Below are 14,099 nucleotides of genomic sequence, written 5' to 3' on the forward strand. Positions count from 1 at the left end.
TCTATGGCTAGCGAATTACTGGAAAATACCATTGCTACACTGCGCGTTCTACGCACTAGTGATCATGGCGCTTTCCTTGATGGTCAAACGGGAAATACAAATGATGACATTTTGCTCCATAAGGATCAACAAACTTCGCCGGTTGCTATCGGTGATGAGGTAGAGGTATTTTTATATCGAGACCCTAAGGGCCGTTTGACTGCCTCCATGCGATTGCCTGCTATGAAGGTCGGTCAAATTGGTTATGTTGAGGTTATTAATGTTACCAATTTTGGTTGTTTCGTTGAGGTTGGTACAGAGCGGGGGATTTTTATGCCTCATGCTGAAATGCGTGGTAGACCTCAAGTAGGGGAAAAGGTATGGGTGAAACTGTATACCGATAAATCTGGTCGTATGGCAGTTTCCATGGACGTTGATGATGAAATGCGCCGTGCTTCTAAAGCGGCTACCGATGCTGTTGTAGGTCAACAAGTAAGTGGTGCCATTTATAATTTGACTAGTGATGGAGCCTTCTTTATTACCCCTGAACGATGGATTGCTTTTTTACATCGATCAGAAATGACAAGAAAGTTAAATGTTGGGGAAATGGTAGAGGCCCGTGTTACGTTTAAACGCGAAGATGGTCGTATTAATGTGTCAATGCGTCCTATCAAAGAAAAAGCATTAATTTCTGATGGTCATATTATTATGGAATATCTTTTACAACGAGGCGGTAAAATGCCTTATAGTGATGAGTCATCAGCCATGTTGATTAAGGATAAGTTTAATATCAGTAAGGCTGCTTTTAAACGAGCTCTAGGTCATTTAATGAAATCCCGCCTTGTAGTACAAGAAGATGGATGGACATTGTTGACAGAATCCGGTAAACAATGGACTCCCAATTCACAAGAGGACTAAATCATGAAGATTATTGTAGTAGGTGCTGGTAAGGTTGGGTATTCCTTGTGTGAAAGACTGGTGCAAGATGATCATGACGTATATCTTATTGACCGTTCGCAGGAGCGTATCCATAATCTTGAAAATACATTGGATGTTAGTTTAGTGTGCGGTAATGGTAGCGACATTCAGTTGTTGAATGAAATTGACTTATCTGATGTGGGGATGTTTATCTCAGTTACCGATTCAGATGAAGTCAATATGTTATCTTGTGCGGTAGCTAAAATAGCAGGTGTTCCATCTACTGTAGCACGTGTAAGGGATACAAATATCGTTGATCATATGGACGATCATATGAAAGAACGATTAGGTGTTGATTTATTTATTAATCCAGAAATGGTTACGGCGCAAGAATTACTTCATATTATTGAAACGCCTTCTGCCCTTGATGTAGAAGAATTTGGTCAAGGCGCTGTACGTTTAATGGAATTTAAAATTAATAATACATTTCCGCTCGTAAATAAACCTTTAAAAGAGTTAACTTTTCCAGAAGGTGTGTTATTGGTTGGCATTTTACGATTAGGTGAAATGATTATACCTCATGGTGAAAGTATATTATTACCAAATGACAGTGTTTTCTTTTTAGGTTTAAAAGATGGTATTAATGAAGTAGAACAAGCATGGTTTTCGAATCATGCAACCTTCCATAAACGGGCCGTTATTGTTGGGGCTGGTTTATTAGGTCGCAACTTGGCTATCTTATTGGAAAAAGCCGGGTTTACTGTTAAGGTTATTGAGAAGGATATTGAGCGTTGTGAAGCCTTGGCAGCACAAGTGGATAAAGCCATTGTCATTAATGGAGATGGTACTGATTTTGATTTACTAGAAGCCGAAGAAGTAGCTGATAATGATGTTATTATCGTTTTAACTGATGATGATAAATTAAACCTGTTAGTTGCCTTGGTAGGTAAACATATGGGCATACCTAAAACCGTTGTTCGTGTGGGACGACCTGAATATATTATGCTCATGGAACAAGTCGGTATAGATATTGTATTTTCACCACGATTGATGACGGCAGGGCAAATACTACGATTTGTTCGCAGTGGTGAAGGTGTTGTCTCTATATCTACTTTTGAAGGTGGTAAGGCTGAATCCATAGAGATTATTATTACCGAACAATCTCCAGTAGCCGGTAAACAACTTAAAGATATCCGCCTCCCTGGTAAAGCCCTAGTTGGTGTCATACTTCGCGATGATGAAGCGATTGTTCCGCGTGGTAATACAGAGCTGTTAGTAGGTGATCATATTGTACTATTTTCATTGCCTGAATCTGTTACTAAATTATTAAATTATTTAACGTAGGGGTTATATGCGTATACAGATTGTTATGTCCTTGGTAGGGAAATTGCTCTATATTTTTGGAGCTTTTCTTGTTATACCATTTATATATAGTATTCTATTTGAAACTGCATATTGGTCCTTTGGTGTTACCGCTATATTATCCATATTGCTCGGTGCTCTACTAGTACTTGGTGGGCATAGTAGTAAAACCTTTAGCTTGAGAGATGGCTTTTTAGTAGTCAGTTCCACATGGATATTCACAGTGTTATTGGGGGCTATTCCTTTTATCATATCTGGTGTATTAGTTAATCCGATGGACGCTCTATTTGAATCTATGTCAGGTATTACGGCAACAGGTGCTACAGTTATTGCTGATGTAGATAGCATACCAAAGACATTCATCCTTTGGCGTGGATTGATGCACTGGATTGGCGGTATGGGAATCATTGTGTTGATTCTATCGTTCTTACGAAATCTCGGTGCTGATGCTGCTCATTTTTTTAATGCTGAAGCATCTGTACCAAAACCAGGTGTAGTGTTACCACGGATACAATCTATAGCATCAAAATTATGGACATTGTACGTAATATTTACCATCATCTGTTTTATCATGCTCTGCTTAGGTGGTATAGATCCTTTTGATGCGTTGAATTATGCATTTTCTATTATTGCGACTGGTGGATTGACGCCGACTACTGCAGGTACTTTTTTATATAGTCAAAATACATATATATGTGTTGTATTTATCTTGTTTATGGTCATTGCAGGCGGTAATTTTGCCGTATATTATAATGTAGTTCAAAAAGGATTCTCAGCGTTATTCTCTGATTTTGAAACGCGTATGTATTGGCTGGTATTAGCTATTGGTATTCTTATTACCTTTATATCCTTATATTTTCAATCTAATTCTATGGATATAGGACAAGCTTTTCAAGATTCAGCCTTTACCTTAGTATCAATACAAACGGGTAGTGGTTTTGCCGTATCTGATTACGATTTATGGCCTGCTGCGGCTCAAATGATGTTATTTATATCCAGCTTTTTTGGTGGCTGTAGTGGATCTACAACTGGTGGCGTTAAGATTATCCGTCTTATTATACTAATTAAAAGTAGTATCATATATTTGAGAAAAGCTATACACCCTGATATGGTTCAAGTGGTACGAATCAATGGAAAACCATTGCCAGAAAAGTGGGTGCGTATGACGCAACAATTTATATTTCTATATTTAATGATTTATGTTATATCCGTATTTCTTATGACATGTTTTGGTCTGTCTACAGGTGATGCACTACAAATAGTAACTGCATTCCAAAGTAATGTAGGTTTAGCATTTGGCAGTTATGGCCCAACTGATTCCTTTGCATTATTACCTTTAGGTGCAAAAGGTGTGGCTATTGTGGATATGCTATTAGGTCGTTTGGAGTTATTTACGATTCTAGTTATGCTTCATCCACAGTTCTGGGAAGGATATTTTATAAAAAAAGATACTACAAAACGATATAGAATTTTGTAGAAGCTTATATGTATACTGGATGTATTATGGGGGAAGGGATTGTATAATGGAAATAATAAAACGTCCATTAGGATTATATAAGGCAAACTGCTATGTATTAAAAGAAGACAATCAATCTCTCATAATTGATCCAGGATTTCATAGTAAGCATATAATTGAGATGGTAGGGGACTCTACACCGCTTGCCGTTTTATTAACTCATGGTCATTGTGATCATGTTTCGTCACTCGATGAAATTTGTGAGTACTACAATATTCCTGCGTATTTACATGAGGGGGATCATGAATTATTACAATTGATTCGCCGGCGCCCAAGTGTATATAAGAAAAAGATGTTTACTCAATGTATTCCCTTGCAAGAAGGCATACTAAATATCGGACCATTTCATATACGGGTGTATCATACACCAGGGCATAGCGCAGGTTCCGTATGTTTTGAAATAGAAGGCCATCTATTTACAGGTGATACTATTTTTAAACAAAATGTTGGAAATAGCGATAATTATAATGGCGATGCTGAAGATTTACATAAAAGCTTATGTAAAATACTGGAGCTAGATGATGCATTATTAGTAGAACCTGGACATAGGGAGAGCACTATTTTGGGAGATGAAAAAAACTTCATCAAGAATTTACACATATAGTGTTGACAAAAACTCTGATAACCGATATACTAAGCAAGTACTTTGGATACGGCCCCGTGGTGTAGCGGTTAACATGTCGCCCTGTCACGGCGAAGATCGTCAGTTCAAATCTGATCGGGGTCGCCATTCATGCCTCGGTAGCTCAGTCGGTAGAGCAACGGACTGAAAATCCGTGTGTCGACAGTTCGATTCTGTCCTGAGGCACCATGTACATGCGGGAATAGCTCAGCGGTAGAGCACCGCCTTGCCAAGGCGGGGGTCGCGAGTTCGAATCTCGTTTCCCGCTCCACTAACTTTATATGGCGGCATAGCCAAGCGGTAAGGCAGAGGTCTGCAAAACCTTTATTCCCCAGTTCGATTCTGGGTGCCGCCTCCACAAAATCGTTACCCATGCCGGGGTGGCGGAACAGGCAGACGCAACGGACTTAAAATCCGTCGGTTAGAAATAACCGTACCGGTTCGATTCCGGTCCTCGGCACCATTAAGACTAACTTCGGTTAGTCTTTTTTTGTATATAATTTTAATTGTATTTACGAGTAGGTATATAACGTGAGTAAACCGAATCTATTAATTAGTGAATGCCTTTGCGGTGTTTGTTGTCGCTATGATGGTGACCATAATCGAATAGATTGCTTAGAAGAGCTTAAGAACGTCTATAACCTTGTTCCGGTATGTCCGGAGGTACTAGGAGGGCTGTTAACGCCCAGATGTCCAGCAGAACGCGTAGGTAATCGAGTACAAACAAAGAATGGTACCGATGTGACGGAACAATTTAAACGCGGTGCAACATTAGCCTTAGCAATTGCTATAGAGAAGAATTGCCGGTGTGCTTTATTAAAAGCCAAAAGCCCTAGCTGTGGATATGGTGAACTATATGATGGTACATTTACGAGAACCCTCGTAAAAGGGGTTGGTGTCACGTCAGAGCTCTTATTACAACACGATATACAGATTTATACAGAAAAGAATGTAGTAGCCCTTATAACGCAAAATAGCGACGATTGATATAAATTCAATCGTCGCTATTGTTGTAATAGGATATCTTATTGTCCTGCATTTACAGGGTCATTAGTCAATGGTTGTTCGCCTAATAGCGTTGTGAGATTATGTAGATTAAATCGATAAGCGCTATTACTAAAGTCTCTCGTTTTATCGTAACGACTATTTGGTGCATGCATGAGACCAACTAATGTATCGTACAATAAATCATTGGTGAAATATTGATGTTCATGACTATCTAAAGCTGATACTGTTTGAGGGTATGCAGCTCGATATTGAGGTGATAAGTACATCCAGAATGGAATGTGTGTCATCACAAAATCAAATGTATCTGGGTTGTGAGATTTATCTACGCTTTCACCATGGTCAGAAAAATATACCATAGCTTGAAGATTTAGATTATCTTTACCATATGTATAAATTTGTTGTAACAACCAATCTGTGTAGAGTTGACTATTTGCATAGGCCTCAATACCTTCTGGATTAGGGCCTTTTTTCCATTTACTGAATTCATGAGGATATCTATCATTGTAATAAATGTGGCTACCCATAATATGAATTACGATAAAATTGTTTTTACTTGGATCAACCGTTTTTAATAGTGGCAATAATGCTTCATCGTATAAATCAGAAAAACCATAGGATTCATGAGCCCATTTCGTAGTATCCGCCGTTTTAGCCATCAAGGAAATAGCTGTATCATATTCGCCAAATACGCCTTGGTTACTAAACCAAGATGTTGTATAGCCTGCTTTTTTGGCTACATCTAAAATGTTAGCAGAATCTAGGAATGGACGGTCATCGTATTGGTTGCGCTCCGAAAGGGCGCGTTCTAAGGTTGGCACCGTTTGTACATAAGAAGAGTATGCATGATTAAAGAAGATAAAATCTTTATTGTGATCTCGCATATCCTCTTGCCAAGGTGTGTCATCGTATTGGAATTTTGGATTATAGACCTTCATGTAATCACGGGAACTGGATTCGCCGATAACGAGAATGATAGTTCCAGGTGTTTTAGTAGGTGTTGTATCCTTTGAGTCCAAATTGAATGAATCAAAAACAAGGTGGTGATTATCGTTGTACTGTTGCATTTCTTTAACATAATTACCTGCAGCTGTCCAATTGGCTACGATGCATGTTTGAGGAAATAAGAAGAATGGTACATAAACGATAAATGCTACCATGGACGCGATGAGTACGCCTAATCGTAAAGGACGAGTTGTGTTAAAATCGACAACTCGTTTCATTCCTAGGTTGCACCAATATAGGAAGAGTGTCCATAATATTAAGCCTATGACGATGGCGATAAGACCGGGTATACCAGCAGCATTCTTTAAGAATCCGAAGGCTTCTTCTGGATTTGTCATATATACTGCTAATAGACTTGCTGGTGTTAAGCAGTGCCAAGTGGTCATATAATAACCGATTTGTAATAATGGGATGAGACTAAGGACCGATGAGAATAATGCCAGTATAGCAGATGTTAATTTCTGCAGCCGTCCCGTTTGTGTTACCAAATATTGAATGCCGGATAGTCCCATAAATAAGAGTAAACCAAATAAAAAATCGTTGGCAAACTCATAGAAGTAAAGGGGCTTAACATAGGACCAGTGAAATAATAGCGGGAATGTGAGTCCCCAAAGTAGACCAACCAGACCATAGCCTAGAAATGCACGATGGAACACGGTACAGCTCATAAAGTACTGGAATAAGAACATTCCGACCATGGTCGGTACCGCAAGGATTGTAATATCCTCAACATCTAGACCTAATGTAACTGGTTCATAAATAAAAAATAGTGCAATGTAGAGCACTATGCCTATAATGCCAAAACGCAAAATAGGATTTCGAATCAATGATTTCATTGATGATAACATAATGTATCCTTTCTAAAGGAGCTTACAACAATATATATTTTTCTTCACATTATAAGATAACAAAGAATACTAAAAAATACAATTATATATGCTGTACGTAGAAGAAATCTTTAATTTAGGATATAATTATATAGTTATGAAGTAGTATCGTTAAGGAATGGGGATTCATGGGGGACTATAATTATAAATTGGATGTATTCGAGGGCCCGCTCGATTTACTCTTACATTTAATTGAAAAACATAAGATTGAAATTACGGATATCCCAATTGTTGAAATCACTAGCCAATATTTAGAATATCTAGATAATTGGAATCATTTTGATATCCATTATAGTAGTGAATTCCTTGTAATGGCATCTACATTATTACAAATTAAGTCCCGTATGCTATTACCTAAGGTTGAACCTGAACCCGATGAAAGCGAAGATCCACGAGATGAATTAGTGGCTAAGTTAGTAGAGTTTAAAAAGATAAAAGATTTTACTCAAATCTTAATGGAAAAAGCATCTATTGAATCAAATGTTTTTAGCCGTCCTGAAGAAACGAGTGTATTAGGATTAGATAGTTTTTATAATTTAGAATTATCTAAACTATATGATATATTTTATTCTGTTTTACATAAGCGTAATGAAACAGAATCAGAAGAGACAGTTCGTCAAGTAACGGTAGAAAAAGATGCATATAGCTTAGAGGACATGATTGTCTCCTTGGCTAGTCGTGCTCGCCGTGGAGAGCGATTAGCTTTTCGCGAATTGCTTGTTGCTATTGAAACTAAGAGTGGTATGGTAACGATCTTTATGGCCGTACTAGAATTATTAAAACAACAGGAATTGGCTATGTTTTATGAAAATGATGACATAATTTTCACAGCACCTGTCATGGGATTACACAATGATGAAGAGGTAGAGGAGGAATAGCATGGGCGTATCAGATCTAGAAGCGGTACTATTTTCTGCGGCCAAACCTATTTCTATAGATGTTATACAAGATATTTTTGGACTTTCAAAACAAGACGCCTTGGAATATGTGGATGCATTATCATCTGAATTAGAATCTCATAAACGTGGTATCCGTGTACGCGTTTCAGCAGCTGGTATTGAGTTGGTCAGTGCACCAGAAGCGGCCCCTTATATTGGGCATATACGAAGAAAAGAAGATAAATTATCTAATGCAGCTATGGAAACACTAGCGGTTATTGCATATAAACAACCGATCACAAAAGCCGAAATTGAAGAGGTACGCGGTGTTAATAGTGATAAGGTAATTAAACAATTATTGTCTCGAGCATTGATTGCTGAATTAGGACATAAGGATACGGTGGGACGCCCTATTTTGTATGGTACCACCGATGAGTTTTTGCGAAGTACTGGTGTTACATCCATTGATGATTTACATAAAGAATTAGATACTGCCGAGGCTGATGTAACGAGTGTACCGGTAGATGTTGTAGAAAATGAAGAAGTAACAACTTCTTCTAATCAAAATGGATTAGAAAATACATAGAAGAGGATATATAATGGAACGATTACAAAAATTTATTGCCAGCTGTGGTGTGGCATCTCGTCGCAAGGCGGAAGAATTGATTGCAGCTGGTAAGGTACGTGTTAATGGCCGCAAGGTGACAGAGCTAGGTGTCAAGGTAGACCCTATGAAAGATAAGGTCATGGTAGATGGTCAGTTATTAGCTGTTGAGAAACCTGTATATTATTTAATGAATAAACCGAAAGGTGTTATTACATCTGTTACAGATCCACAAGGACGGGAAACTGTAATGGATTATATTAAAAATGAAAAACGTCGCATTTATCCAATTGGACGTCTTGATTTACATACAGAAGGCTTATTACTGTTAACAAATGATGGAGAATTAGCTCAAAACCTTACACATCCATCTAAGGGCGTTGAAAAAACATATGAAGTTCGTATTAAGGGGCGTGTGAATGATTCTGATTTACAGGTTATCGCAGATGGCGTACCTCTTGAAGATGGTGTGACTTCACCTGCTACACTTGTGGATTTGGGCTTTGATGATCACAATGGAGTTCATGAAGTGGAAATTACCATTCATGAAGGTCGTAATCGACAAGTGCGTCGTATGTTTGAACACTTTGGCTATCGAATTCATAATTTAAAACGTATTGCTTATGGTGGATTAACCTTAAGTGGCGTTAAGCGCGGTGGTGTTCGTCAATTGACACAACGTGAAGTAAGTGCTCTTAAAGCGCTAGGAGCCTCTAAATGAAGCGCGTCGTAGTTATCGGAGGTGGTGCAGCGGGATTAATGGCTGCTGTCATCGCAGGACGAGAAGGAGCGAAGGTAACGCTTCTAGAGAAAATGAACTATGTAGGAAAGAAGATGGGGATTACAGGCAAGGGTCGTTGTAATATTACGAATGCTTGTGATATGTCTGAATTTATAAAGAACACTCCTGGTAATGGTAAGTTTTTATATGGTGCTTATGAGCGTTTTACAAACGAAGATTTGTTGCAGTTATTACATGATGCTGGCTTAGAGACCAAGGTAGAGCGAGGCGGCCGCGTATTTCCAGCTTCAGATTCTGCGTTGGATGTACGAAATACCTTTATGAAGCTTATGAAACATTACGGTGTAGATGTTCATCTTGAGGAACCGGTTAAGAAAATTTTGGTTGATGACGGTACTGTTATTGGCGTTGTGACAGATAAAGAAACCTATCACGCCGATGCCGTGGTTATTGCTACGGGAGGTAAATCGTATCCGGCTACAGGTTCTACTGGTGATGGATATGTTTTGGCCTCACAAGTTGGGCATACGATTACCGATATCCGTCCATCCTTGGTACCAATTGTGACCGAAGAATCATGGGTGAAAGACCTGATGGGGCTTAGCTTGCGGAATGTTGAATTGTCTGTAATCGCTAAAAATAAGGTACAAGCCACGATGTTTGGGGAAATGATGTTTACTCATTTTGGCATTACTGGTCCAATTGTCTTATCACTCAGTCATACAGTGGGTAAGTTAATGCGTAAGAAAAATATTGGTACCATAGGTTTAGATATCAATTTAAAACCTGCATTATCGCCAGAGACATTAGATAAACGATTACAAAAAGATTTTGATTTATACTCTAAAAAACAATTGATTAACGGTATGAAAGATTTGTTACCGAGTCGATTGATACCATTAATTATTGAGTTAGCCGGTATTGATCCGCAAAAACCAATCAATCAGATTTCAAAAGAAGAACGCCAACAAATTGGTTATATGTTGCAACACATGCCTCTGACAGTGAAGGGTTTGCGCCCTGTAGAAGAGGCAATAGTAACAGCTGGTGGTATTTCTTTAAAAGAATTTAATCCTAAAACAATGGAATCCAAGTTGGTGAAAGGCTTATATGGTGCTGGTGAAGTCTTGGATATTGATGCCTTTACAGGTGGATATAATTTACAAGCCGCTTTTTCCACAGGATATGTAGCAGCTATGCATATAACTCACCCTGAAGCGTTTTAATGAGGATGTTTAACGCTGCATGATTGAATAGTATATTTGATATAATTTATGAAAGTGATACAGGGAATTATGAATACACATAAAATTGCCGTCGCCGTAGATGGCCCAGCAGGGGCTGGTAAATCTTCTATTTCTAAAATAGTGGCAAAGAAATTAGGTTATCTATACATTGATACAGGTGCTATGTATCGTTCTGTTACATGGGCTGTACTGCATAATCATATTGATGTACATAATCAAAAGGCCGTAGAAGCATTATTGCCAGAATTAGATCTTACTATGGAGGCTAGTGATGATTCATGTAAGGTTTATATTGCTGGTCAAGATGTAACTGATTATATCAGAACGCCACAAGTGAATAATGCGGTTTCTATAGTGGCTTCATATAAAGGGGTACGTCAATACTTAGTTGAACGACAACGTCTTATGGCTGAAGCAGGTGGGGTTATACTCGATGGTCGCGATATTGGCTCTGTTGTATTACCCGATGCAGAACTAAAAATTTACTTAACAGCTTCAGTTGAAGCTCGTGCTATGCGTCGTTATTTAGAGGTAAAAGGTACATCTAATGAGCAAACGCTAGAAGATATTAAAGATAGCGTTATGCAACGTGATGATATGGATAAGAATCGCAAAGAATCACCATTGATTCAGGTAGAAGATGCTGTGTTGGTCGATTCAAGCAATATGACATTTGATGAAACTGTGGAACATATATTACATCTAGTACAGGAGCGAATCTAAGATGAACAAATTTTCTACATGGCTTTGGCGCACAGCCTTTTGGTTGCGTTATAAGGTTGGCTATGGATTAAAGGTATATGGTCGCGATAATTTCCCTATGGAAGGCCCGGTTATTGTGGTACCAAATCATTTGAGCAATAATGATCCACCTATTTGTGGCTATGCATTGCCAAGACATGTACACTTTATGGCGAAACAGGAATTATTTGTAAATCCTATTTCTCGATTTTTTTGTACCTGGCTTGGAGCATTCCCTTTAAATCGTGGTGCCATAGATAAAATAGCAATTAGACATGCGTTAGGACTATTAAAGAATAATAAAGTTTTAGGGATTTTTGCAGAAGGCAATCGTCAAAAGAATGGCAAACTTGGACGCTTTCATGATGGAGCAGCATCAATTGCCTTACGTACAGGCATTGGTATTACACCTGTAGCTATTATTGGTTCTCATAATATGAAGAGAAATCATGTGGCTTGTATTATCGGTAAACAGGTGCCAGTAAGCAAAGCTAAGCCTACGCCAGAAGCCATTAAGGCGGTTAACGATACGGTTAAAGCAGAAATACAACGGATGATTGATTCCTATCATGAGAATCGTATAGAGGAGACATTATGGAAATAATTTTGGCCGAAAACCATGGCTTTTGTTATGGTGTAAAACGTGCCGTTGAAATGGCCAACGAAGCTGCCAATGGTAAGGGGAAAAGCTATACATTAGGTCCTATCATTCATAATCCCCAAGTCGTGGGTCGTCTTGAAAGTAAAGGGGTTAGCCCCATCCAAGAAGTATCTGATATCGATGAGGGCACAATGATTATTCGTTCTCATGGTGTAGGACCTGCCATTTATGAAGAGGCTGAAGAAAAAGGTCTAGCCATTGTAGATGCTACATGCCCACATGTGAAAAAAGCTCAACAAGATGCTAAATCTGTTATTGAAGATGGCATGACACTAGTTATATTAGGTGAAAAAAACCATCCTGAGGTCAAAAGTATCAATTTATGGGCGAATAACAAGGGAATAATCATTGAAGATGAAGATTCCGCTAAAAATCTACAAGTTGTTGAAAAAATGGGCGTAGTTGTTCAAACTACCTTTTCACAATTCAAATTTAACAGTATAATAGAGATATTAGAGAAAAAATCTAAAAATCTTAAGATTTTCAAAACGATATGCAATGCAACTCAGGAACGTCAGAATTCTGCCGTTGAATTAGCTCGTAACGTAGATCTTATGATTGTGATAGGTGGTAAGAACAGCGGCAATACGAACCGATTGGCAGAGGTTTGTCGAGACGTTGGATGTACAACATATCACATTGAAACTTCTACTGAATTACAACTGGAATGGTTTAACCGAGTACAGACGGTAGGAGTAACAGCAGGAGCATCGACTCCCGACTGGATTATTAAGGAGGTCATTGAGACAATGAAAGATTTTGCAGAATTATTAGCAGCAGAAGGTCAAGAAGAATTTAAGAAAGGAAACGTTGTAGAAGGTCAAGTAGTACAAGTTGAAGATGAACGCGCATGGGTATCTTTTGGCTACAAAACTGAAGCAATTTTGAATAGAACTGAAATTTCTTATCCAGCACCAAACTCTGCCAAAGATGTGTTGAAAAATGGTGATGAAATTAAAGCAGTTATCATGAACCACATCAAAGAAGATAATCCTATTTATCTTTCCATGACTCGTTTGGCTAAAGATGAAGATTGGCAATATGTTATCGAAGCTCAAGAAAAAGACGAACCTATCGTATGTAAAGGTATCGATGCTATCCCAGCTGGCTTGGTGGTAACAGTAAAATCCCTTCGTGGTTTCATTCCATTGTCCCAAGGTGATGTGCATTTCGTAAAATCTTTGGACAACTTGGTTGGTACTGAATTCGAAGCAAAAGTTCTTGAAATCGACGAAAAGAAAAACCGTTTGGTTCTTTCCCGCCGTGCAGTACTTGAAGTGGAACGTCAAGCAAAATTAGCTGAAGCATTGAAAAATATCAACGTTGGTGAAAACTATAAAGGTATCGTTCGTAAAATCATGCCTTATGGTGCATTCGTAGATATCGGTGGTATTGAAGGTTTACTTCATATTTCCGACATTTCTTGGCAAAAAATTAAAAAAGTGGAAGATGTTCTTTCCGTTGGCCAAGAAATCGAAGTTAAATTGCAATCCTTCGACCCTGAAAGCAACAAATTATCCTTGTCCTTAAAAGCTTTAACTAAGAGCCCATGGGATGTTGCTGAAGAAACTTTACACGTTGGTGATGTAATCACTGGTAAAGTTGTTCGTTTGGTAGCTTACGGTGCATTTGTAGCTGTTAACGATGATATTCAAGGTTTACTTCACATTTCTCAAATTACAAAACAACGTAATGCGAAAGTTGAAGATTACTTGAACCGTGGTCAAGAAGTTGAAGTTAAAATCATTTCTCTTAACAAAGATGAAAAGAAATTGGGCTTGGCTTTGACTGAGTTGATGGAAGCAAAAGAAACAGAAGAAGACGCTGAATAATTCAGAATCTTTTAATGAGGCTAATCAAGGTTTTCCTTGATTAGCCTTTTTGCGTACATTCCCTTTAATATGATAAAATGAAGTGATGTATATAGATAAT

At 38.3% G+C, this 14,099-nt stretch carries 13 protein-coding genes and 5 tRNA genes; 17 read left to right on the top strand and 1 reads right to left on the bottom strand.

Annotated elements, in window-relative coordinates; all coding sequences use genetic code 11:
* Positions 1-3: 3 nt before the first annotated feature.
* From VIHSUH07_RS06100 to VIHSUH07_RS06145, 10 genes are all read left to right on the top strand, one after another.
* A complete protein-coding gene (locus VIHSUH07_RS06100) occupies positions 4-897 on the top strand; it encodes a CvfB family protein (RefSeq protein ID WP_105084282.1) in 894 nt (297 codons plus the stop codon).
* A 3-nt stretch (positions 898-900) separates the two neighbouring features.
* Positions 901-2,241 carry a Trk system potassium transporter TrkA gene (gene trkA, locus VIHSUH07_RS06105; protein WP_105084283.1) on the top strand — a complete coding sequence of 447 codons (1,341 nt, stop codon included), beginning with the start codon at positions 901-903 and terminating at the stop codon, positions 2,239-2,241.
* A gap of 7 nt (positions 2,242-2,248) precedes the next feature.
* Entirely contained in the window at positions 2,249-3,736 is a 1,488-nt protein-coding gene (locus tag VIHSUH07_RS06110; protein ID WP_105084284.1) for a TrkH family potassium uptake protein, read from the top strand.
* Between the two features lie 46 nt (positions 3,737-3,782).
* Positions 3,783-4,379, top strand: coding sequence for an MBL fold metallo-hydrolase (locus VIHSUH07_RS06115; RefSeq protein ID WP_105084285.1), 597 nt, complete (start codon positions 3,783-3,785; stop codon positions 4,377-4,379).
* A 50-nt stretch (positions 4,380-4,429) separates the two neighbouring features.
* Positions 4,430-4,505 (top strand) — tRNA-Asp (locus VIHSUH07_RS06120).
* 5 nt (positions 4,506-4,510) lie between these two features.
* Positions 4,511-4,586, top strand: a tRNA-Phe gene (locus tag VIHSUH07_RS06125).
* Positions 4,587-4,593: 7 nt separating this feature from the next.
* Positions 4,594-4,668: transfer RNA gene (locus VIHSUH07_RS06130), tRNA-Gly, on the top strand.
* A gap of 12 nt (positions 4,669-4,680) precedes the next feature.
* Positions 4,681-4,755 (top strand) — tRNA-Cys (locus VIHSUH07_RS06135).
* A gap of 16 nt (positions 4,756-4,771) precedes the next feature.
* A tRNA-Leu gene (locus VIHSUH07_RS06140) sits at positions 4,772-4,860 on the top strand.
* Between the two features lie 68 nt (positions 4,861-4,928).
* Entirely contained in the window at positions 4,929-5,384 is a 456-nt protein-coding gene (locus VIHSUH07_RS06145) for a DUF523 domain-containing protein (protein WP_105084286.1), read from the top strand.
* A gap of 38 nt (positions 5,385-5,422) precedes the next feature.
* On the opposite strand, the gene VIHSUH07_RS06150 is transcribed toward VIHSUH07_RS06145, so the two are convergent.
* Positions 5,423-7,255, bottom strand: coding sequence for a phosphoethanolamine transferase (locus tag VIHSUH07_RS06150; RefSeq protein WP_105084287.1), 1,833 nt, complete (start codon positions 7,253-7,255; stop codon positions 5,423-5,425).
* 167 nt (positions 7,256-7,422) lie between these two features.
* On the opposite strand from VIHSUH07_RS06150, the gene VIHSUH07_RS06155 reads away from it, so the two are divergent.
* The 7 genes from VIHSUH07_RS06155 (at position 7,423) to VIHSUH07_RS06185 (ending at position 13,999) form a co-directional block, all read left to right on the top strand.
* Positions 7,423-8,172, top strand: a complete 750-nt coding sequence (locus VIHSUH07_RS06155; protein ID WP_105084288.1) for a segregation and condensation protein A — start codon at positions 7,423-7,425, stop codon at positions 8,170-8,172.
* A gap of 1 nt (position 8,173) precedes the next feature.
* Positions 8,174-8,758, top strand: a complete 585-nt coding sequence (gene scpB, locus VIHSUH07_RS06160) for an SMC-Scp complex subunit ScpB (protein WP_105084289.1) — start codon at positions 8,174-8,176, stop codon at positions 8,756-8,758.
* A gap of 13 nt (positions 8,759-8,771) precedes the next feature.
* Positions 8,772-9,497 (top strand): pseudouridine synthase, encoded by a 726-nt coding sequence (locus VIHSUH07_RS06165; RefSeq protein ID WP_105084290.1) that lies wholly within the window; start codon positions 8,772-8,774, stop codon positions 9,495-9,497.
* A complete protein-coding gene (locus VIHSUH07_RS06170; RefSeq protein ID WP_105084291.1) occupies positions 9,494-10,744 on the top strand; it encodes an NAD(P)/FAD-dependent oxidoreductase in 1,251 nt (416 codons plus the stop codon). Before VIHSUH07_RS06165 ends, VIHSUH07_RS06170 begins: the two co-directional genes overlap by 4 nt.
* A gap of 69 nt (positions 10,745-10,813) precedes the next feature.
* Positions 10,814-11,488, top strand: coding sequence for a (d)CMP kinase (gene cmk / locus VIHSUH07_RS06175; protein ID WP_105084292.1), 675 nt, complete (start codon positions 10,814-10,816; stop codon positions 11,486-11,488).
* Position 11,489: 1 nt separating this feature from the next.
* Positions 11,490-12,110 (top strand): lysophospholipid acyltransferase family protein, encoded by a 621-nt coding sequence (locus VIHSUH07_RS06180; protein ID WP_105084293.1) that lies wholly within the window; start codon positions 11,490-11,492, stop codon positions 12,108-12,110.
* A complete protein-coding gene (locus tag VIHSUH07_RS06185; RefSeq protein ID WP_105084294.1) occupies positions 12,101-13,999 on the top strand; it encodes a bifunctional 4-hydroxy-3-methylbut-2-enyl diphosphate reductase/30S ribosomal protein S1 in 1,899 nt (632 codons plus the stop codon). The genes VIHSUH07_RS06180 and VIHSUH07_RS06185 overlap by 10 nt, the downstream gene beginning before the upstream one ends.
* The last annotated feature ends 100 nt before the right edge of the window (positions 14,000-14,099 follow it).

Origin of the sequence: Veillonella sp. T34266-5, from assembly GCF_002959815.1 — a bacterium.
Taxonomy (GTDB): Bacteria; Bacillota; Negativicutes; order Veillonellales; family Veillonellaceae; genus Veillonella; species Veillonella atypica.

Bases quoted from the DNA above. Each gene is read 5' to 3' on its own strand.
- VIHSUH07_RS06100 (WP_105084282.1), top strand. From the start codon at position 4: ATGGCTAGCGAATTACTGGAAAATACCATTGCTACACTGCGCGTTCTA.
- trkA (WP_105084283.1), top strand. From the start codon at position 901: ATGAAGATTATTGTAGTAGGTGCTGGTAAGGTTGGGTATTCCTTGTGT.
- VIHSUH07_RS06110 (WP_105084284.1), top strand. From the start codon at position 2,249: ATGCGTATACAGATTGTTATGTCCTTGGTAGGGAAATTGCTCTATATT.
- VIHSUH07_RS06115 (WP_105084285.1), top strand. From the start codon at position 3,783: ATGGAAATAATAAAACGTCCATTAGGATTATATAAGGCAAACTGCTAT.
- VIHSUH07_RS06150 (WP_105084287.1), bottom strand. From the start codon at position 7,255: ATGTTATCATCAATGAAATCATTGATTCGAAATCCTATTTTGCGTTTT.
- VIHSUH07_RS06155 (WP_105084288.1), top strand. From the start codon at position 7,423: ATGGGGGACTATAATTATAAATTGGATGTATTCGAGGGCCCGCTCGAT.
- scpB (WP_105084289.1), top strand. From the start codon at position 8,174: ATGGGCGTATCAGATCTAGAAGCGGTACTATTTTCTGCGGCCAAACCT.
- VIHSUH07_RS06165 (WP_105084290.1), top strand. From the start codon at position 8,772: ATGGAACGATTACAAAAATTTATTGCCAGCTGTGGTGTGGCATCTCGT.
- VIHSUH07_RS06170 (WP_105084291.1), top strand. From the start codon at position 9,494: ATGAAGCGCGTCGTAGTTATCGGAGGTGGTGCAGCGGGATTAATGGCT.
- cmk (WP_105084292.1), top strand. From the start codon at position 10,814: ATGAATACACATAAAATTGCCGTCGCCGTAGATGGCCCAGCAGGGGCT.
- VIHSUH07_RS06180 (WP_105084293.1), top strand. From the start codon at position 11,490: ATGAACAAATTTTCTACATGGCTTTGGCGCACAGCCTTTTGGTTGCGT.
- VIHSUH07_RS06185 (WP_105084294.1), top strand. From the start codon at position 12,101: ATGGAAATAATTTTGGCCGAAAACCATGGCTTTTGTTATGGTGTAAAA.